The sequence below is a fragment of the Streptomyces sp. NBC_01717 genome, assembly GCF_036248255.1.
Taxonomy (GTDB): Bacteria; Actinomycetota; Actinomycetes; order Streptomycetales; family Streptomycetaceae; genus Streptomyces.
Genome location: NZ_CP109178.1, coordinates 2,403,422 through 2,422,575 on the forward strand (window position 1 = coordinate 2,403,422; position 19,154 = coordinate 2,422,575).

Below are 19,154 nucleotides of genomic sequence, written 5' to 3' on the forward strand. Positions count from 1 at the left end.
TCACCTCCCCGGCCGGTACGGCGTCGACTAACCCGAGCACACCTGCTTCGACGGGGCAGCGTCCGTCGCAGCAGCGGTGCGCGCGCAACTCATGCTGCACATCCATTGGCCGATCCGCGTACCGCTGGCCACCGGCGTCAAAGACTGAATCCCTCGGCCATCCCTCCGAGGAGCGACGCCAAGTCTTCCGCCATTGCGAGCAAGGTCCGGTCCGAATAGGTCGGTCCCACGAGCTGTACGCCGATCGGGAGGCCGTCCGCGTTTCGCGCGACGGGCATGACCAGGCTGGGCAGACCAACGTGGCTGGTGAGGTTGGCCCAGCCGGTCTGGTCGAAGAAGCTCCGCTCGACGCCGTCGACCGTGAGAGCGCGGGTGCCGGCCGGGATCGCTGCGGTGGGAGCGGCGGGGGTGATGAGGACATCGTGCTCGGCGTCGGCGAAGAACCGGTGCCACGTCTCCCGAAGCCGGAGACGCTCCTCGTTGGCGCGGAGCCAGGCGCGGTGTGTCTGCGTTCGGTGGCGGAGGAAGGTGGCCCGCGGGCTCGCGTCATCCTCTTGCAGGTCACGCGCCGCCTCGAGTTCGGCCGCGCCGGCTTCGTGGTCGGTGGCGGCCGTCGCGGTGGCGTGGAGGAGCTGCTCGAAAAGGCGGAGAGAGTCGGCGAAGCCGACCGGTCCCGCGGTGCGGATGACGTTCGCGCCCGCGGAGGCCAGTGCCTGCTCGACGGCGGCGAGAGCAGCTGCAGTTTCACGGTCGACGGGGCAGCTCGCGTCCTCGGCCCACACCGCTACCCGGAGCTGGCCAACTGCGCGGCGCGCCGAAGACAGCTTCACGAGCCAGGGGCTGTTCTCGGCGGGTGACGGTGTCGTCAGCGCGTCGAGGAGCAGGCCGAGGTCGCGGGGGTGGCGGGCCAGGGGGCCGGGCGTGACCATATCGCTGCTGGTGATCCATCCCGGCGGGCGGGGGATGTGGCCGCGAGCCGGGACGAGTCCATGCGTAGGGCGCAGGCCGTAGACGCCGCAGTAGTGCGCCGGAAGCCTCAGTGAGCCAGCGAGGTCGCTGCCGAGGTCGGCGGGAGTCAGGTGGGCGGCGACTGCGGCGGCGGGGCCGCCGGAGGAGCCACCGGCAGTGCGCTCAGGATCATGGGGGTTGAGCGTGGGGCCGAACAGGCTGTTGTCGGTGTGCAGGTCCTGGCAGTACGCCGGCGTATTCGTCTTGCCCATGATCACGGCGCCTTGATGGCGAAGACGGGCGACCGCATCGGCGTCCCGTGCGGGTACGTGACCCGCCAGGTCCTCGGCGCCGCTGGTGGTGCGCAGGCCGGCCGTCTCGAAGCTGTCCTTGATCGTGAGGGGAAGGCCGTCGAAGGTTCCCCTGCTTTCGTTGCGGGCGCGACGTTCGTCTGCTGCTCGCGCGGCGGTCCGGGCCGCGTCGTCGTCGCGGGTGACGACGGCGTTGACGTGGCTGGCATCGATGCGGTCGAGATGGAGGTCGAGCAGCTCGCGGCTGGAGATCTCGCGACGGTCCAGGGCCTGGAGCTGGACGTGGGCGGGCTGGTGGGTGAGGTCGGTCGTCATGCGGAGACTCGCTCAAGGTGGGGGGCTCGTGCGGGCTGGCGGGGCAGGTGGCGAGCGACGTCGAGGAGGGCGTCGATGTCGTCCATGGGCCGGCTGGTCTGGCGTTCGGAGTCGGCGAATTCGGTGAGCTGGTCGGGCGCTGGGCGGGCGCCTTCGGCCCTCGCGGCGATTCCGGCGAGGATCTGGTCGGCCGTGACGGCGGCAGACAGCTCCTGGCCGTGGAGTCCTCGGGCCCGGTGGTGGGCTTCGCTGGCCTCGCGGACAGCGGCGTCGAGGTATTGGCGGATCACGAACCGGCCGTCCCGGATCTCGACTGCTCGGCGGTAGAGCCGGATCGAGATGCGGCGGAAGCGACGCCTCTGGGCCGGGTCGACGCGGTCGATCGGCAGCTCGATCTCGGGCGCTTCGCTGTAGAACGCCAGCCACAGGGGGCGCAGGCCGTAGTAGCTGCGGTACACCTTGATCCGGTACTGGACGCTCTGGGCCTGGTCGCTGATGGTGGGCACGAGCCAGCCGATGAGCGTGAGCATGGCGCCGACATCGCCGCAGGTCCAGGCGAAGCCCTCCCAGCCTGCGAGGGAGGTGTCGAAGGCGCCAGCGATCACGTTGCCGATGCGGACCGCGCTGTATCCGAGGGTGACGGTGGCCCCGAGGGCGACGATGCGCAGGCCGTAGCGGACGGACCCGCGGATGCTGCGGCGGGCCAGGCGCCAGCAGGCGCGGGCGAGGAACAGCTCGCCGATGGTGTAGGCCGTGACGTACAGGGTGAGGTACGCGGCGTACCAGTCGTCGTGCGCGTAGTACAGCGTGAAGTCGATCGGATGCGGCGCACTGGGCGTCAGCAGGGCGAACAGCACCAACAGTCCGGCGATCACCGCGAAGCTGGCCCCGAGCCACCGGCGACTCCGCCGGCGGGCGACATCGGGCGGGGATCCCCAGTACGTGAGGACCACCTGCTGACAGGCCAGGAGCGCGACCACGCAGCCTTGCGCGAGGGGCACGGAGAGGTTGACGGTGGCGAGGACTCGGTCGAGGTAGTTCCACATCGGCGTGATGGAGAACAGGAACGACAGTCCTGACAGCAGGAAGACGGCGGCCAGCGCGGTGGAGGCCGGGTCTCGGCGGCGGGTCGGCACGTCCCGCAGGAGGCAGAGGAAGCCGAGCGTGGCGACGACGAGGCTGATCGGATGGAGCAGGTCCTTCACGTCCGGGCCTCCCGTCGGCGCAGCAGCGTGTGCGTGACCCGGTCCTGCACCTCGTCTCCGGAGGACTCGTCGCTGCGCAGCCACCGGTCGATGATCCGGCGCTGGAGCAGCGAAGCGAGGAGTTCGGTGTCCCGCTCCTCGTCCTCCTCGTACTTGGTACGCCCCAGCATCATCTGCACGGTGGCCGGATCCACACTGGTGATGAAGGACGGAGCCAGCGCGGACACCGGCCGGTTCTCATGGTGACCGAGCAGGAGGTGGCTGAATTCGTGGGCGATGATGTGGTCCTGGTGCAGGGAGCTGGTCCGCGGGTCGTAGAAGACGTGGACGGCACTCTCCGTGACGGCGCATGCCCCGCACACCGAGGGCGCCTGCTCCCGGGGCTCTAGGACCACCTTCCGTCCGGTACGGCGGGAGACCTCGTCGCTGAGATCGCGGATATTGGTGACGTGCGGGAGCTTCAGCTCGGCCAGAAGGTCAGGCCGGCGCAGCCTACGTGCAGACCACATTGCTTTTCCTTGATCACTTACTGAACTAAGGCCGTTTTACGCGCCAGTTGAGGGCGGCAACCCCTCGGATTTTCGTACGCTCTCGACAATCCCCAGGACGGCGTCTTTTCCGTCCGCAGAGACGTCGGATAGGCGAAGAAGAACGTTTTTGATCTTCGCGTCCCGAAGCAGCGCGAGCAACTCAAGCTCCTGCACGGTCTTTTCAGCGACGGCATCGTCGAACCAATAAGCGGGATCCACCCCGAAAAACCCTGCGAGCGCTTCGAGATGACGCTTCGTCGGGTTATCGCGCTGCCCCGTCCGAAGGAGCCACAGGTACTGGGCCGACAGTTTGCCCAGGCCCCGCTTCTCCATCAGCTCGGCCACTTCAGCATTGCTGAAGGGGCCGCGATCGGGCGGGTGCACCGTGTCGAACAGGCGGTTTAGGCGGTCCATGAGCCCCTTGGGGTTCACCTGACCTTCGATGGACTCTTTCATGATCCTTTCCTGGGTGGACTTCGCAGCAACTTCAACCACCCTACCCCGCCATAAACGCCAGTTGACGGGTTGATCCCCCATATGGAAAGTTCTTCCTCACCAGCACGTTTCCGTGTGGCACGCCGCCTGTTTCAGGTCGACCTGTCCGTTTCTACCGGCAGGGGTACGCCGGAGGACGTGGCGCAAGCCACGTTCACCCAGCGACATGCGTCACGTCTGGCCCGCAAAACTTTGATCCTCGACCAGAAAGCGCGGAGGCGACGGTGGAAACACCTCATCCACATCGCATTTCCGCTGCGGAGGACATTAGACACTCGTTCCAATTCGGACACATTGGCACGATCTCGACAGTCGGGGCAACCGCGGCAACGGTGCCCCTCGACGCCGGAGGGCGGCCCGCGCCGAGCCCCACAGGGGGCTCCGGCGGCAGATCATGCGGTGACTCTCTGCAACCAGTACAGAGTTTAAGAACCAAGTCTGGATCTTGACACGGGTCCGTGCGTATGTTCGTCGTCCCCGGGCAGCCCGCCTGCGAGGACGGACGTGAGGAGCCCGAGAGCACGGACCGGACCGAGTAGGTCCCGCAAAACAGCGACGGCGCCCGAGAGCGTGAACTCCCGGACGCCGAACGCTAAGTGGCACGTCCGCCCCGGCAAGGGCGGAGATTGCCCACCATCACCACGCTGAGTCCTTCCAGGGGCGCACCAGCGTGGCAACACTGCAAAGGGGAGTATCGCATGTCTCCTGCCCTGCGCGAAAGGCCCTTCCGCCTGGCCTGCGCGGCAGCCACCTCCGTCTCGGCGCTTCAGCGCGCCGAGCCGAACCACACCATCCCGGCCCCGGCGAACCGCCGGCACCGCCCGCTCATCGGGAGCGGCCGATGAGCAGCGAGGCCCGCGAGTGGGTGTGGGAGCACAGCTCCAGCCGGGGAGCGGCGCGCCTGGTCCTGCTCTCGATTGCCGACCGTGTGGCCGACGAGCAGTGCGTCTCCTGGGCCTCGCTGTCCAGCCTGGCCAAGCGCACGCGCGCTTCCGTGTCCACGGTGCGCGAGGCCATCGACCGCCTGGTCGACGCCGGTGAGCTGGAGCAGCTCGACGACCTCGTCGGCCCTCAGCGCAGCACGGTCTACCGCCTGCCTCTCGCCGCCGTAGCGGTTGCACAGGCTCTGCGAGCGCAGCAGCAGGGCGAGGTGGGGGACAGCGACACGGCAGCGTCAGACGAGCCCGCTGTCCCTCTGAAACTCCGGCTCTCAGCTCTGCGCCGATTCGGAATCCGTCCGCGTGAGGTGCCGGATTCCCCCGCGAGGGTCCGGAAACCGGCAGTACCGGAAACCGGCAGGTCCCGACGGAAACCGGCACCTCGACGTACCGGAAACCGGCACAGCGATGTACCGGAAACCGGCACACAGAACCGTAGTGAACCTGATTTGAACCGGAGGTACAGCAGTGGTGGTGCGGCTGTCACCTCGGCTGCCGAGTGGCAGGTCGACCCAGCCACCCATGCGTGGGCCCGCCAGCAGGGACACCTCGATCGCCTCGGCGAGGAGGGTCTGCAGGCGGCCGACGCGAAGTGGCGTGCCCACCGCGCCGACTTCAAGCCGAGGCCGGCGGATGCCTGGGCTGCCGACTGGCGCTCCTGGGTCGCCCGAGAGCACGCCCCCAGTCGCCCGAACCTCTATGCCGTGCCCGGCAAGGGTCCGGCTGCACCCGGCGGCATGACCCGGGCCGAGGCCCACACCGCCGCTCTCCTCGCCGCCCTCGACGAGCCGACCGGAACGGAGGGCTGACCGTGGACCGCCGCGAAATCGCCGCCCTGCTGGCCTACATCGGCCGACTCGACCCCCGCACCATCCGCACCGACCAGGGCGAGGCCCGCGACCAGCTCGCCCAGTGGCACGAGCTGCTCGGCGACGTGCCGATGGTCACCCCGCACGGCTGGGACGCCCGCGTCGCCGCCCGCCAGCACATCCGCACCTCGCCGTTCCAGATCCTGCCCGCGGACGTCGCCCGTCCCTGGGAGAGCTACCGGCGCGACCGCCTGGCCCGGCACTCCGACCCCACGCCGTCCGTCGACCCGGACGACCAGGCCGCCTGGACCGCCGAGCTGGTCGGCACCCGACGCGCCGTCGCCGCCGGCACCGCGCAGCCCGCACAGGCCCGGGCGATCACCACCGGTCGCGACGGAATCGACCCAAAGCTGGAGTCCCGGCTGCGGGAGATCGGCTCCTGCATACCGCCCGCCGCCCGTGCCGCCCTCGCGCCCTACCGGCCAGCGCGAGCAGCTCGTGAGGCCGCCGTCGCGCAGGGGCTGCCCGACGCTCTGAGCGTCCGGTGCGAGTGGTGCCTGGCCCAGCCCGGCGAGCCGTGTCGTCGCCGCCGGATCGGCCCCGACGGCGGAGCGCGCGGGACCGCCCCGCGCGCCATCCCGCACCCCGGCCGCCTCGACCTCGCCGCCGCCCAGCAAGCCCAGCCGAGCGAGCAGGTCCAGCAGCCCGCCATGGCCTGACCGGCGCATCCGGCACGTGCACCCCGTCCGGTGCACCGCCACCCAACACCACCGTCCCGCCCCGGCTGCGGCGCACGCCCTCGCACCGCAGCCGGCACCCGACGCCGCATCCGCCCAGCACCGCCCCAGCCGGCCGCCGCGGCAGCACATCGGAGACCCCCTTGCGCCACATCACCACCCACGACGCGCCGGCCACCGGCCTGCGCGGCGTCGGAGACACCAGCTGGCACACCCGCGGAGCGTGCCACGGCATGGACGTCGAGGACGCCAACGCCGTCTTCTTCCCCGGGCCCCGGGACCACGAGGACATCGCCGAGGCGAAGGAACTGTGCGGCTGGTGCCCGGTACGCCGGGACTGCCTCGACTTCGCCCTGGAGAACGTCCTCAAGGAGGGCATCTGGGGCGGCCTCACCGAAGCCGAGCGGCGCCCCCTGCACGACGGACTGCCCCAGCGCCTCGACTACCGGCGCGTGACGGCCTTCTTCCAGGGACGCGACGTGCACCTGACCGAGGCCGAGCGGCAGGTCGTCATCGACCACGCCTACGTACGCGGCTGGCGGCCCGACCGGCTCGCCGCTGCCCTGCAGATCAGCCACAAGCACGCCCGTGACCTGCTCCGGCAGGCTGCCAACAAGGTGTTCGACCGCGACCGCACCTACGGCGTGCCGCGGCCCAAGAAGAAGCGGAAAAAGACCACTCCGGCAGCAGGGAGCCCCGCGCCCGCCGCACCCGGCACACAGCAGCCGGTATCCCGCCCGGCAGCGTCGACTCCGGCGCACGCCCCTCTCGGAAAGGCCGCATGACCCACCCCGTCCTGGCCCTGAGCGCCGCTCCGGATCTCCCTCTCCTCCTCGCCGTCGGCGTGCCCGCCGCCCTCGTGCTGGTGCTGACCGCCTGGGCGTTCCGGCGCCGAGGAACCCGCCCGCAGAAACGTCTCGGCGGCCCAGCGGTCAAGGTCGCCGCCCTTGCCGCCCTCGGCTGCACCGCCTACAGCGCAGACACGAGCTGGCGTTTCGCCGCCGACTACCTCGACATGGCCGGCACCGCAGAGCGAGCCGGGATGTTCGCCGCGGCCGAGCTGGCGCTCTTCGCGACCGCGTTGATGGCACGGCAGAACCTGGCCGCTCAGGGCGCCCCCGGCCTGCCGGGCACGCTGGTCTGGGTGATCACAGGAGTGCAGGTGATCCCCGCCTACGCCGAGAGCGGCCCTGTCGGCGGCACGGTCCGGGCCTTCGTCGGGCCGGTCATGGCTGCGATGCTGTGGCACCTCGCCATGGGAATCGAGCTGCGTCTGCGCACCCCTGGCGCCGCCTCCCACGGACTGATCGCCGTCCTGGGCCGGGAGGCACGCGAGCGGCTGCTGTCCCGCCTCGGTATCGCCGCGCGAGACCGCGACGCCGCGCAGATCACCCGGGACCGGGCAACCGCCCGCGCGGTCGCCCTGGCCGCCCGTCTCGCCGAGCGCACGCCCGAGCAGCAGCGGAGTCGGAGCGGCCGTCGGCTCACGCGGCGCTTGTCGAAGGCGGTCGGCAGGGCATCGGTCGGGACCGACGCCCGCCAGCGCGCGCAGCTGCTCGACCAGCTCGCCGCCCGCCGGCACGCCCTCGCGCTCGCTACGGTCCCGCTGCCCTCTCCCTGGTCCCCGGTGCACAGCACCGCCACGGCAGCCACGGTCCCCTCGCAGCCCGCCTCGAAAGCGCCGGTCCCCGTAGCCGGTCCCGACGAGTCGGGCGGGGACCGGGGACCGTGCAAGCCGAGGGGACCGGTCCCCGAAATCGCGGACTCGACGGAGTCGTCAAGCGCGGGGACCGAAGGCGAGGACGCGGGGACCGAAGGCGAGGACGCGGGGACCGAAGGCGAGGACGCGGGGACCGAAGGCGAGGACGCGGGGACCGGCGTGGGGACCGAGGCCCCAGAAAGGGACGCGGTCCCGGGGACCGGTCCCGCCGATTCGGAAGCCTCGGCGGGGGACGCCGGAAGCGTGGGGACCGACCTTCCTGCGCGAGAAGTACCTGCTCAGGGCGCCGATTCGCATCGGGGACCGACCGACACCAACACGGGGACCGAGCCCACCGGGGACCGGGGACCGACCGACACCAACACGGGGACCGAGCCCACCGGGGACCGGGGACACAACGTCCCCCTCCGGCGGAAGACGACCACGAAGACCAGGACGAAGAACAAGGGGAAGCGCGGCCGGTCCCGCACCCCGCAGACACAGCGCCCGCCACGCGAGCCGGAGCAGTCGGTGGACCAGCTCGTCCAGCAGGTCCGCCCCCACGTCCCCGCCCTGCTCGAACGGGACGGAAACGAGTCCGTCACCCGAGTCCAGCTGCGGGAGATCCTCCGCCGCGAGGGCCTGAAGGGCGGCCGGAACGACCGGCTGAGCCTCGTCCTCCAGGAACTGCGGAGCGACGACACCACCAAGACAAGGAGCACCGCCCGATGAAGACCTGCCACCAGTTCGACACCGTCCGCGCGGAGTACGAGCGGGAGATCGGCTTCATGCTCGCCCACTCCAAGCGGCACGAGGGCAGGCCGGCGGCGAAGTCCAGCGCAAAGCAGGCTGCCTCGACGAAGCAGCGGATGGCCCGGGCCCTCAACAGCCACGTCGGGCGCTGCCCCGAGTGCGGCTGAACCGCGCCAAAGCCCCAGCTCAACGCCCCTATCCGCAACAGGTGGCCCGGATCCGTGCCGGGCCACCGTCCCGCTTAAGGAGGTACGCCGTGATTCCGCGTCCCCCTCGTTCATCCGAGCCCACCGCCGCCGAGGCCAGCGCCTGGGCAGACGTCCTGGTCCGCCGGCGACTCCTGCACGCCGCCGTCCTCACGCCGACCGGCCAGTGGCTCGTCCAGGACCACCCCGACGAGCCCGTCCGCGTCCTCACGGGACCGGCCGACGTCCTCGCGCTGGCCGCGACGATCCAGCACCACACCCGCTCCACGAGGTCCGAATCCCGATGACGAACCCCACCCAGAACGGCAACACCCCGGTACCTGATCCGGACTCCAACTCGGTCTCGGGGCGAGCAAGATGGAGGTTCGGACACTCCCCCGAGGGGGCAGTGTCCGAACCCGTCCCCGCCCCTGGGGTGGCGGGGCCCGACTGGCACCAGGGGGCGCCAGTCGGGAAGACTGCGACCGAGGGCGGATCGCAGCCAAAAGCCGCCCACAAGGGGCGGCCGAAGGGGCGAGCGCGTCCGCGCGACAAGAAGCAGCGTCGCGCACACAGCGTCCGCCTCAACCCGTCCGAACTCGCTCTCATCCAGGCCGGAGCAGACGCCGCCGGTATGAGCGTGGCGGGGTTCCTCGCCTACGCCGGGCTAGCCATGGCCCGCGACCAGTCCCGTACCGCCGTCGCCATAGCCACCGAACGCGACGTGCTCACCGAACTGTTCGCGATGAGGCGGCAGCTCGGCTGGGCCGGCAGCAACCTCAATCAAGCCGCCAAGATCCTCAACTCCGGCGGTGACGTTCCCCAGCTGACCCAAGTGATGGCCGACGTCCACCGAGCGGCCGACGCGGTGAGGATGGCTGCCGACAAGGTAGCCAACCGGCAGGCAGACGAGGCGCCTTGATTCCACAGATCCACAAGCAGGGCAGCCACACCCTGGGCCTGCTGTACTACCTCTACGGCAAGGGAACCCACGAGGAACACGTCGATCCACATCTCGTCGCCTCCTTCGACGGCATGTCGCCTGACCCCGGACGCGATGCGACAGCTACCCAGAAGGATCTCGGGCAGCTGCTCGACCAGCCCCTCCATCTTCTTGCCGCGGATCAACGCCCCGACAAGCACGTGTGGCACTGCTCGGTGCGTGCTGCGCCCGACGACCCGATCCTGACCGACGACCAGTGGGCGGACATCGCGCGTCGCATCGGCGCCGCCACAGGGATCGACCCGCGCGACGGCGCGGGCTGCCGCTGGGCCGCCGTGCGGCACGCTGACGACCACATCCACATCGTTGCCACCCTCGTGCGCGAAGACGGCCGACGCCCCGACCACCACCGATCCGGTAAACGGGCGCAAGCCGAAGCCCGTCTCATCGAGAAGGAACTCGGGCTCCGGCAGGTCGCCCCCGGCGACGGCACCGCCGCACAGCGGCCCACCAGTGCCGAACGGCACAAGGCCGAACGCCAGGGTCGCGAGCGCACCGCCCGCGAGGAGCTGCGCGAGACGGCACGGCGCGCGGTGTCCGGTGCGAGGAGTGACGAGGAGTTCTTCGACCGGCTCGCCGCCGCCGGCCTCCTGATCCGTAAGCGCGCCGCGCCCTCCGGAGACCTCCTCGGATACAAGGTCGCTCTGCCCGACGACCTGAACAAGGACGGCGAGCCGGTGTTCTACCCCGGCGCGCGCCTGGCCCCCGACCTGTCGCTGCCCCGCATCCGGGAGCGCTGGTCCGGCGACACCGGGCCCGATCCGACTCCACGGCAGGAGGATACGGTCCATACGGGGCCCGGCACCCCGGCCTCCGCCCGCCGCAGGACGGCATCGGCCGCGTGGCAGGCCGTGCTCATCGTCGAGCACGGCGACGACGCGGTCGCCGCCGCCCACATCGCCGCCGCCGGCGAGGTCCTGGACGCGCTCGCGAAGACCTCCGCCGCACACACCCGCCGCGATCTGCGAGACGCCGCAACAGCGTTCGAGCGGGCCTCCCGCTCCCACGTACGCGCCGTACGGGGGCACGACCGCGCGCTGCGGCAGGCCGCCCGCGACCTCGTCCACGGCGGGCCCGCCCTCGGCCGCGGTGAGGACGGTGCCACCACCGCGATGGCGATCGACATGCTGTTCTTCCTCATCACCGCCGCTGCCCACTGGCACGCGAGAAAGGGCCACGCCCAGCAGGCCGAAGCCGCCGCCCATGCCGCCGAGCACCTGCGCACCGCCTACCAGGCCGCCGCCGCCCAGCCCCTCGGCGTGCTCTACCAGCGAGGCCGACGTTTGAGCCGACCGGTACTCCAGCGGCAGACGGTGCTGCTGCGCGAGGCGCTGCCAGGGCTGGCCGAGCAGATCCTTGCCGAGCCCGGCTGGTACGCACTGGCCGCGACCATCGCGGAAGCCGAAGCCGCCGGCCACGATCCGGCCGCTCTTCTGTCCGACGCGGTAGAGCGTCGCGAACTCGACACCGCGGACTCGGTGAGCGATGTACTGGTGTGGCGGATGCGACGGACAGCCGATCTGCCCGCCGACGCCTCAAGCCTGCCCGAGACCAGCACCGCTGGGGTCCAGTCCGCAACACGCAGGACGACGACCAGGCCCTTCGCACCCGGACGTCGCCGCAGCGGAGAGGAGACATCGAGCAAGACCCGGTGAGCCTGCCGAGTGCCGGGGCGGTATCAGCGCACCACCGAGACCAGGGACACCGCCACCGCCCCGCACGCGACCCACAGCATGGCCATACGCCACACCGGCCCCCGACGGAGTGCAGGCCCGAGCTGTGGGGTGCGGGCGCCGGAGCACGCGCAGGAGGGAAGGGAATGGCGCAGGTGCGGCGAGTCGAGCCAGTAGGCGCCGCGCAGTTGGGCGGTGGGAGAGGACGAGATGTGTTCGGGCACACCGTGGCAACGTCACTCTTCCGCTCGGAGACACGCGCCGTGGCCAACTCGTCATCCTCCGGCCTCGGGAGGCGAGGAACTGCCCGATGACCTGCCCGAAGGTGACTGTGGACTTTGTGAATTGAAACCGCCAGAGGCGTAGTGCACGATCATGAAGCGAGCAGGACGAGGCAAAGGAGGACGCCAGGGTGTTTCACCGAATACGCCGCCGGGCCAAGGAGCCCAGCGAGGCGCAGCGCCAGATCGCCGAGCTGCATGCGCGGCTGCAGAACCAGGTCCCGCCCGGGTTCGGGGTGTCGCCGGTCGAGCCGGAGCGCACCGAGCCGACCACCGTGGTGGACGACTTCCTTCCGCCGGAGCTGCGAGTGCCCAGCCACGACCAGGTCGACGGCAAGATGATGCCGTGGAAGCAGCCGCTCGTCCTCGATGGTGAGATGGTCGCCTGCGTCGAGTGCGGCGCGTATCGGGACTGGCTCATCCTCTCCACGCGCGACCAGATCTGGCTGCGCTGCCGGGTCGGCCACCAGCAGCAGGAGACCAGACTCGACACCGCCTGGTTCAACCGGAACTTCGGGCCGGCAGACGCGACGCACGCCACGTTCGAGGACTGCCTGCGCCACCTCGGGCACTGACCCCCACTCCTACGACCCCACCGGGCCCGCGGGCCCGCACTGACCACCCGTCGCCTAGCACCAAGGGGTCAGTTCCGTCATGCGCGTTCGCGTCGCCACCACCGCCCTCGGCATCACCGCCGCCCTCCTCGCCGTGCCCGCCTGCTCCACCGACACCACCGGCACCAAGCCCGACACCGCTCCCTCCGCCCGTACCGGGAAGCCGGCCGACGCAGCCCAGCAGGCTGCTCCGCTCGCGTCGGCCGCGCTGGAGACGCGCCTGCTCGACCAGAGCGACCTAGGCAACGGCTACCTGCGCAAGCCGGAGCGCCCCACCCAGAACGACGACGTCACCGTCATCGGCTGCCCGGCCCTGAGCGAGCTGGGCGGCGACGCGGCGACCGGCGGCACCCTCACCTTCCCGCACAAGGCGAAGGCGTCCTTCACCTATGGCGGCAGCTCCTCGGAGGTCTCCGAGGAGCTGTACAGCGACAGCGTGGAGAAACTGTCCGGCGGCATCGACCGGATCTTCGACGCCATGACCGGCTGCCCGACCTATCAGGTCGTAGCGGGCGGCACCCCGATCGACATGGCCTCGCAAAAGCTGCCCGCACCCCGCGGCCTCGGTGACGAGCAGTGGAGCCAGCTCTTGACGTTCTCCACCGGAGGACGCAGCATCGTGGTCAAGCAGACCGCGATCCGCGACGGCAGCCTGCTGCTGATCGTTTCCGGCTCCCCGGCCCTCGTCGACCGCCACCTCGGCAAGGCCCTAGACAAGGCCACGGCGACGAGCTGACCTGCCCGCCCGCCATGCTGCTGCCCCCGACCACGGTGGTCGGGGGCAGCAGCGCGTTACTGGCCGACCCGCTGAGCGGCGCGAGCAGCTTGGCCTGACACCCAGGCTCGAACCTGTCCGGGCTGTACGTAGAGCACGTTCGGGTTGTGGTTGTGAGGCCCATAGCCGCTGGAAGCATTGACGAATACGCGCCTGCGGGAACGTGCCAGTTCCAGAACCAGGCATCCTGTTGCCGACTGGTATCGCACCAGGTCACGACGGCCTTCGAGCCACGGCGTCCGTGCTGATAGACCCGCGTGACCTGGAGAAGTTGCCCTTGCCCGGAACTCCGGTGCTGTTGGAATGCCTGCCACTGAGCCGCGAGGGCGGCCGTGCGCTTGCGACGTGACCGGACCGACAGCGCGACCGTCACGGCGACGACGAGAGCGATGGCGACAAGGACGCCAGGGCTGGGGTGCATTGCCGCATCCTGCATCGTGCCGTCACAGGGTGGCAAACCCCGCGGGAACACCGAAGGCCGGCCGCCCGGCGACAGCGCCTCACGCCGGGCCGGTCCTCCCGACTGCCGTAGTGCACACCGGCGTTTACGGCTCTGGAAGCAAAAAGCCCGGCCCCTCCAAACTGGGAGGGCCGGGCTGCGTGCGTCGGGAACCGAGCGCGGGATGTTAGATGGCTGGCGCGCGCAGGAGGCGCTCCTGGGTGGCCTCGGGCAGCACCCGGCGCAGGACCGGCGCGGTCGAGCTGAGGGAGGCGGCGAAAGCTGCCACGAGGTCGTGCGGGACGCTGGCCCCGAAGGAGGCTGCCCACAGGCAGGGTGCGCCGAGCGCGGGCTCGGCCCATGCCTGCCATCCGGCCGGTCCCGCCTCGTCGGCCTCGGTCGTCAGGGCGCGCGGGTCGGCGTCCTGGATGAGGGGCGGCACCTCCCCGAGGCAGATGTGCGAGGTGAACATCGGGTCCGTTGCTGCCGCCTGGGGCTGGTCGATGTCGCGGAGCCAACCGTGGGCGGCGACTGCGTCGAGGACCAGCTCGGGGCCGGCGAGCGGCACGGCGGGCTGGTCGCGGGCGTCGAGCGCGACGAGGAAGTCGGCCACAGCCTCGCCGGGGACGTCGGTGGTGAAGTAGGCCGACCACTGAGCGAGCGGGCTGCTCGTGTCCGCGCGGGCGGAGATCTGCCAGGCGATCGGCAGTTCTCCCAGGTGGAACGGCTCGTCCGCCAGACTCCACTGCGCCCATCGGAGGGCGTCGGGGCTGATGTGCAGGACGGTGCTGCGCAGGACCTGACGGTCCTCCGGTGCCTCGTCCGGCTCGTGCCGTCCGCGGACGATCGTCAGGCTCGTCCAGCCAAGGCCGGACAGCGTGTCGGCGATGGCGTCGTAGAGGCGCCCATCGTCACCGGCCAGATGCCGGGGACCGACCCAGAACGCGGGCTGGTCGCCGCTCGGGGTGGACGCGTCGAGCGGGAAGTCGGGGTACAGGGGCGCCTCCAAGGGCTCGGTTCGGGTCTAGTTGCCGCCGGCACTGCGGCGGGGGCGGCGCGGAGGTGCCTGGACGGGGCCCTGCCAGGTCAGGGCGACGGCGACCTCGGGCGGCAGATGGCCGAGTTGTGCGTCCTCGTCCCGCCCTTCGGCGAGGTAGACGACGGTCCGGCCGGTTTCGTCCACCGACTGCACGACCTGCGCCAGGCGGTGTGCCATCGGAAAGAAGGGGTTCATGGCCTGGCGGACCGGAGCACTCCGGTCGCAAGCGGACAGCAGGTCGATGAGATCACCGACGGTCATCTCCGGGGACGTCACGAACAGCCTCCTGGGGTGAGGGGAAACGGGGGAGCGAAGGAACGGGCCGGCGGCCGGCAGTTAGCCAGCCCTCCGAGTGAGTCCTTCCGGTGGGCTCTGCACGGTCATACGCGACGCGACGTCTCCAGCACGCGCGCCACGGCGGCGGCGACAATGTCGGCCGGCGTCTCGGTGTCGAACGACAGGTGATAACCGGGCACCTTGGCCGTGCCGGTGACTGCGATCGTCCATCCCTCACCGTCGGTGCCGGGGCGACCGAGCGGGAACCAGCCGAGGTAGAAACGGCCATCCTTCGAGCTGACGTGCACGTCCCCGCGGTCGTCCACAATCAGGTGGAAGTCCTCCGCGGAAAACTGGTCCATGACGAGCGTGGGCTGGCCGGGGCCGAGCTGCCACTCACGCAGCCGCAGGGCTTCGACGGTGGTGGAGAAACCGGGGCCCACGGGCGCTACGGTCACGGGCAATCACCTCTCTGACCTGGGGTTTCTTGCAAGGTCGTCTACGTTGACATGCCCTCGCCCGCGTTGGCCAGTCTTTCCGCGATCTTTCCTGTCTGCCCCCGGCGAACTGCTATTCCAAGTCACTTCGCGTCGAACTCACGAAGTCACCCGACGGGAAACGGGTGGCCGACCGGGGGCCTATAGGTGCATGCTGGCCCGTTTCCCATCGTGAGGAGAAGTACATGGAGATCCGGCCGCTTGAGGATTTGCGCGCCGCGGACGATCTATCGCTGGCGTTCAACCCCTATGGGCTCGGCGGCCGTATGAAGCCCGAGGACGCTGCGGAGTTCCAGCAGCGGCAGATCGCCGACTGCGACCTGGCGAAGAGTGTCGCGGCTGGAACACGCGACTCCTTCGAGCGGCTGCGCACCGTCTTCGCCTACGGCGTGCTGTGCTACGACGTGTACACCATGGTCGGCGACCAGGCGCTCCTCATCTACGAGCAGGCGTTGCGCGACCGCTTCATGGAGTGGTGCGCCGGCACCATCACCTTCCGGCTCCCCCAGGCCCCGGACGTCTCCTACACCGTCACGTCGTACGACGACGTCAAGAAGTGCGCGGACAGGATGGCGCGACAACGCGCGAAGCTGGTCGTAGCCACCCACGCCATCGACTTCAACGGGATGCTGCACGGGCTCCGTCTGTGGGCGCGTGCGGCGGGTCTGCTTCGCGGGCGGCGCAGCCGCGCGGTCGAGGACGCGCTTGCCAAGTTGCGTAACTACGTTGCCCATCCCTCCGGCCACCATGTCGACACCCCCGTCGGGGCGGCCCGAACGGTGCGGGATCTGGCGGAGCTGATCAACCAGCTGTGGGGGCAGCCCACTCCCAATGGGCGCCTGTACCCGGCCCCTCTGCGCCGGGAGATCGCCGTGCTGAGCTGGAACGAGTCCGGGCGGACGCGGATGGAGCCCGCCGACGCTCTCACCGTCCCCGACCCCGTGGAAGATCAGGAGGGCGACGAGTACCAGCACGTCGTGGTGCGGACCATCCCCTTCGTCCCGGGCAATCGCTGGGATGACGCTCACTGGGCGGAGTACGACACCCGCTACGAGACCACACGGTTCCCGACGGATTACCTGTGGGGGCCGGGCACCCGGGAGCAGGCCCGGGCGTGGCTGGAGCAGGAGCGCCCCGAGGGGGACAGCGTCGACTTCACCGACCGGGTGTTCCTCGTCCAGGACCACGAACGCCTGCTGCCGCCGATGCGGCCGGCGGTAGCGGCCGGGCTGCCCGACAACAAACGCGTCGGGATCTGGCATGCCGTGCGGGCCGACTTTCCCGACGACGCCTTCACGCACGTCCGAGGCTCCGCGGATCGCAGCGCCGGTCATGCCCGCCGCCCCGGTGACTGTTCTGCCTGTTCCGCCGAGGTCCTTGGTTTCGGCTCCTACGACGAAGCCCTTCGCGCTGCAGCAGCCGCTCTCGGACCGATCCGGGCGGTACAGCTGCCCTCCGTCCGGCTGCCTTCGTCGACCTTCTGGCCCGACCGACCGTGAGCGGCGCATCGCGGTGAGGCGGGTGGCAGGCCAACAACACCCGTCGTCATCGGACATGGCCGCGACTGCGCAATGACGACGGGAGTCACAGATCGGCGGCCCGCTGCCCGGCATTCGGAAGGGTCCTGTCCCGTGCCAAAGTGATCCTCATGATCCCCGCACACATCGTCGACGAGCCGCCGCTCACCTACGCCGACAGCTTCGACGTACCGGTCCTGTTCCGTAACGGACCCGCGAACAAGCCCAAGAGGCAGTGGCGCACGGCGAAGCATGAGGCGTGGAGCGCGTCGGACGGGTTCCCGGCAACCGATGGCTGGTACGCCCCGACCACCACGTGGCGGGAGATCATCAAGGCCGCCACCGAGGTCGGCCGCGACGTCACCCCGCACCTGCAGAACCAGCCCCGGTACGCGCACGGGGAACTCGTCGCCCGGGTCTCCCCGCTGTACGCCTACCTTGGCACCCACCCCGTCACACCCCGGCACCCCGTACCGGGCGCAAAGGGCCAGCGCCTGACCCTGAACCCGGTGTACGAGCACGGCACCGAGCGCACTGCGAAGAACGCCGCCGCCTACCGGCTGGGCATGACGATGACCGAGTGGGCGTGCCGCTCCCTGCTCAGCCTCGGACAGACTCACCACCTCGAACTGGGCGGCCCCATCCCCGCCCTGAGCGGCACGTTCAAGGACCCGAAGAGGACGCTGCCCGACCTGTGGGGACGGCACGAGGCGGAAGAGATGTACTGGCTGATCGAGGCCAAGGGCGGCAGTGTCGGCGTCGGCGAGCTCCGCAAGGGGTGGGTGCAACTGGAGGCCGGCAGCAAGATTCTCGGCTCCTACAAGCACCGCATCGTGCTGGTCGGGGCGTCCGTGCGGCCCGGAGACGACCTCTTCCTCACGATCGACCATGACCTGCGCTCCGGCGAGCCGCCCCTTCCCCCTGCCGGATCCGGCGCTGACGACGCAGCGGTCGGCCCCGGCAACCTCGAAGACCACCTCGGGGACAGCGACGAAGCGCTCATCGGCGCCGCCCGTGCCCAGATGCTCGCTTACCTGGCGCTGCGCTCCGCTCCCGCCTCTCAGTTGCGCACGGTACCGGTACCGGCCGACCGCGCTTCCCGCCACCGGCGTTCCGGACTGACCACCCCCTTGGAAAACGACGACCTCACCCTCGCCATGCGGGCGGACGCCCGCGGAGCGGCGCTCCACATCGAGTCGCACACCCTGCGCGCCCAGATCCGCTCCTGGGGGCTCGACGACTTCCTCACCTGCCGCATCCCTGGAACCGAGGTCCACCTCGGCATGTCCAGAAAGCTGTTCGCCGCCTGCGCACGCCTCCACGAAGAAGATCTGGCCATCGCCCAGCGCACCCCGGGACTGCGCGCCGAGGATCAGCCGGCCCTCGACCACGGGCTCAGCGACGAAGCCCAGGAAGTACAACGGCTCGCCCAGCGACGGATCTTCCGCGAGCAGCAGGAGGAAGCCCGCCCACGGCTGCGCCCCCTGCTCCGCGACGCCTACGAGCGGGGAGCGACGAGCGACTGGAGCGACCTGCTGCGCCGTCCCCAGGAGCCGAAGCTCGACCTGGAGGACGACGAGGGTCTCCTCGAAGCGGCCACGCCGGAAACGTACCTGGCCGTCAGCCGCTACGACCTGCCTCCCGCACGCGCCTAGTCCGGCCCGGGCGGCGTCCGGGGTGCTGCGTCTGTGGGTGGTCTGCCGTGTGGACGGGCACCGGCCGTGGCGCACCAGCGTGGACGTGCTCCCCGACCAGGATGTCCTCGCCACCATCGGGTAGGCGGCCGGCTCGGACGATGGCGACTGCTTGGCAGCGCAGCTTTACCCGGCCGGCCCATGGTCTAGCAGGCTTCGGCAGTTCCGCCCTCGGGCCTGAAGAAGGCAACGACGGCCCTGCGCAGCTGCGTAGCCAACTTGCGGGCGTCGCGTAGGTGACTGCGTGCTGCTTCGGCTTCCTTGTACGTCTTGGTCACCCCACGCAGCGTTCTCGTCACCTTCTCGCTGAACTGGGCGAGACGCTCGAGAAGCTCGATGCATGAGGACACGATGGAGGGGCGGGGTTCTGTAGCCATGCGATCAGTCTTATCGCCCGTTGGGCGTCTTGTCCGGGCATTGC

General features: G+C 70.4%; 21 protein-coding genes. 12 read left to right on the forward strand and 9 right to left on the reverse strand.

Features of this window, described 5'->3' with window-relative positions; genetic code table 11:
- Window positions 1-137: 137 nt before the first annotated feature.
- Genes OHB49_RS10940 through OHB49_RS10955 form a run of 4 tightly spaced genes read right to left on the reverse strand, consistent with a single transcriptional unit; the run spans window position 138 to window position 3,765 of the window.
- On the reverse strand, window positions 138-1,574 hold the full coding sequence (locus tag OHB49_RS10940) for an amidase family protein (protein ID WP_329159841.1): 1,437 nt from the start codon (window positions 1,572-1,574) through the stop codon (window positions 138-140).
- Window positions 1,571-2,779: an MAB_1171c family putative transporter gene (locus OHB49_RS10945; RefSeq protein ID WP_329159843.1), complete on the reverse strand. Its 1,209-nt coding sequence runs from the start codon at window positions 2,777-2,779 to the stop codon at window positions 1,571-1,573. Before OHB49_RS10945 ends, OHB49_RS10940 begins: the two co-directional genes overlap by 4 nt.
- Window positions 2,776-3,288 carry a hypothetical protein gene (locus OHB49_RS10950; protein ID WP_329159845.1) on the reverse strand — a complete coding sequence of 171 codons (513 nt, stop codon included), beginning with the start codon at window positions 3,286-3,288 and terminating at the stop codon, window positions 2,776-2,778. The genes OHB49_RS10945 and OHB49_RS10950 overlap by 4 nt, the downstream gene beginning before the upstream one ends.
- A 36-nt stretch (window positions 3,289-3,324) precedes the next feature.
- Complete coding sequence (locus tag OHB49_RS10955; protein ID WP_326746067.1) at window positions 3,325-3,765, reverse strand: XRE family transcriptional regulator; 441 nt, start codon at window positions 3,763-3,765, stop codon at window positions 3,325-3,327.
- A gap of 880 nt (window positions 3,766-4,645) precedes the next feature.
- Here OHB49_RS10955 and OHB49_RS10960 point away from each other — a divergent pair.
- From OHB49_RS10960 to OHB49_RS10995, 8 genes are all read left to right on the forward strand, one after another.
- On the forward strand, window positions 4,646-5,551 hold the full coding sequence (locus tag OHB49_RS10960; protein WP_329159848.1) for a helix-turn-helix domain-containing protein: 906 nt from the start codon (window positions 4,646-4,648) through the stop codon (window positions 5,549-5,551).
- A gap of 2 nt (window positions 5,552-5,553) precedes the next feature.
- Window positions 5,554-6,270 (forward strand): zinc finger domain-containing protein, encoded by a 717-nt coding sequence (locus OHB49_RS10965; RefSeq protein ID WP_326746065.1) that lies wholly within the window; start codon window positions 5,554-5,556, stop codon window positions 6,268-6,270.
- A gap of 161 nt (window positions 6,271-6,431) precedes the next feature.
- Window positions 6,432-7,073, forward strand: coding sequence for a WhiB family transcriptional regulator (locus OHB49_RS10970; protein WP_326746064.1), 642 nt, complete (start codon window positions 6,432-6,434; stop codon window positions 7,071-7,073).
- Window positions 7,070-8,719: a hypothetical protein gene (locus OHB49_RS10975; RefSeq protein ID WP_329159850.1), complete on the forward strand. Its 1,650-nt coding sequence runs from the start codon at window positions 7,070-7,072 to the stop codon at window positions 8,717-8,719. Before OHB49_RS10970 ends, OHB49_RS10975 begins: the two co-directional genes overlap by 4 nt.
- Complete coding sequence (locus tag OHB49_RS10980) at window positions 8,716-8,907, forward strand: hypothetical protein (protein ID WP_055493674.1); 192 nt, start codon at window positions 8,716-8,718, stop codon at window positions 8,905-8,907. The genes OHB49_RS10975 and OHB49_RS10980 overlap by 4 nt, the downstream gene beginning before the upstream one ends.
- 89 nt (window positions 8,908-8,996) lie before the next feature.
- Window positions 8,997-9,233, forward strand: coding sequence for a hypothetical protein (locus OHB49_RS10985; RefSeq protein WP_329159855.1), 237 nt, complete (start codon window positions 8,997-8,999; stop codon window positions 9,231-9,233).
- Complete coding sequence (locus OHB49_RS10990; RefSeq protein ID WP_329159857.1) at window positions 9,230-9,847, forward strand: plasmid mobilization protein; 618 nt, start codon at window positions 9,230-9,232, stop codon at window positions 9,845-9,847. Before OHB49_RS10985 ends, OHB49_RS10990 begins: the two co-directional genes overlap by 4 nt.
- Window positions 9,844-11,583: a relaxase/mobilization nuclease domain-containing protein gene (locus tag OHB49_RS10995; protein ID WP_329159858.1), complete on the forward strand. Its 1,740-nt coding sequence runs from the start codon at window positions 9,844-9,846 to the stop codon at window positions 11,581-11,583. Before OHB49_RS10990 ends, OHB49_RS10995 begins: the two co-directional genes overlap by 4 nt.
- A gap of 23 nt (window positions 11,584-11,606) precedes the next feature.
- Here OHB49_RS10995 and OHB49_RS11000 read toward each other — a convergent pair whose 3' ends face one another.
- Window positions 11,607-11,825 (reverse strand): hypothetical protein, encoded by a 219-nt coding sequence (locus tag OHB49_RS11000; protein ID WP_329159859.1) that lies wholly within the window; start codon window positions 11,823-11,825, stop codon window positions 11,607-11,609.
- Between the two features lie 188 nt (window positions 11,826-12,013).
- Between OHB49_RS11000 and OHB49_RS11005 the strand changes: the two genes are divergently transcribed.
- Together OHB49_RS11005 and OHB49_RS11010 are read left to right on the forward strand one after the other, a co-directional pair.
- Window positions 12,014-12,457 (forward strand): hypothetical protein, encoded by a 444-nt coding sequence (locus OHB49_RS11005; protein WP_326746059.1) that lies wholly within the window; start codon window positions 12,014-12,016, stop codon window positions 12,455-12,457.
- 79 nt (window positions 12,458-12,536) lie between these two features.
- Window positions 12,537-13,232, forward strand: a complete 696-nt coding sequence (locus OHB49_RS11010; RefSeq protein WP_329159861.1) for a hypothetical protein — start codon at window positions 12,537-12,539, stop codon at window positions 13,230-13,232.
- Window positions 13,233-13,897: 665 nt separating this feature from the next.
- On the opposite strand, the gene OHB49_RS11015 is transcribed toward OHB49_RS11010, so the two are convergent.
- From OHB49_RS11015 to OHB49_RS11025, 3 genes are all read right to left on the reverse strand, one after another.
- Window positions 13,898-14,719, reverse strand: coding sequence for a DUF317 domain-containing protein (locus tag OHB49_RS11015; RefSeq protein WP_329159863.1), 822 nt, complete (start codon window positions 14,717-14,719; stop codon window positions 13,898-13,900).
- A 15-nt stretch (window positions 14,720-14,734) separates the two neighbouring features.
- Window positions 14,735-15,025: a hypothetical protein gene (locus OHB49_RS11020; protein ID WP_326746056.1), complete on the reverse strand. Its 291-nt coding sequence runs from the start codon at window positions 15,023-15,025 to the stop codon at window positions 14,735-14,737.
- Window positions 15,026-15,129: 104 nt separating this feature from the next.
- On the reverse strand, window positions 15,130-15,483 hold the full coding sequence (locus OHB49_RS11025) for a DUF317 domain-containing protein (protein WP_326746055.1): 354 nt from the start codon (window positions 15,481-15,483) through the stop codon (window positions 15,130-15,132).
- Window positions 15,484-15,707: 224 nt separating this feature from the next.
- On the opposite strand from OHB49_RS11025, the gene OHB49_RS11030 reads away from it, so the two are divergent.
- Both OHB49_RS11030 and OHB49_RS11035 read left to right on the forward strand, forming a co-directional pair.
- A complete protein-coding gene (locus tag OHB49_RS11030; RefSeq protein WP_329159865.1) occupies window positions 15,708-17,021 on the forward strand; it encodes a hypothetical protein in 1,314 nt (437 codons plus the stop codon).
- 149 nt (window positions 17,022-17,170) lie between these two features.
- The gene (locus OHB49_RS11035) at window positions 17,171-18,694 is read left to right on the forward strand and encodes a gamma-glutamyltransferase (protein WP_329159867.1); all 1,524 of its coding nucleotides are present in this window, start codon (window positions 17,171-17,173) and stop codon (window positions 18,692-18,694) included.
- A gap of 185 nt (window positions 18,695-18,879) precedes the next feature.
- On the opposite strand, the gene OHB49_RS11040 is transcribed toward OHB49_RS11035, so the two are convergent.
- Entirely contained in the window at window positions 18,880-19,110 is a 231-nt protein-coding gene (locus OHB49_RS11040) for a hypothetical protein (protein ID WP_185298067.1), read from the reverse strand.
- Window positions 19,111-19,154: the final 44 nt, after the last annotated feature.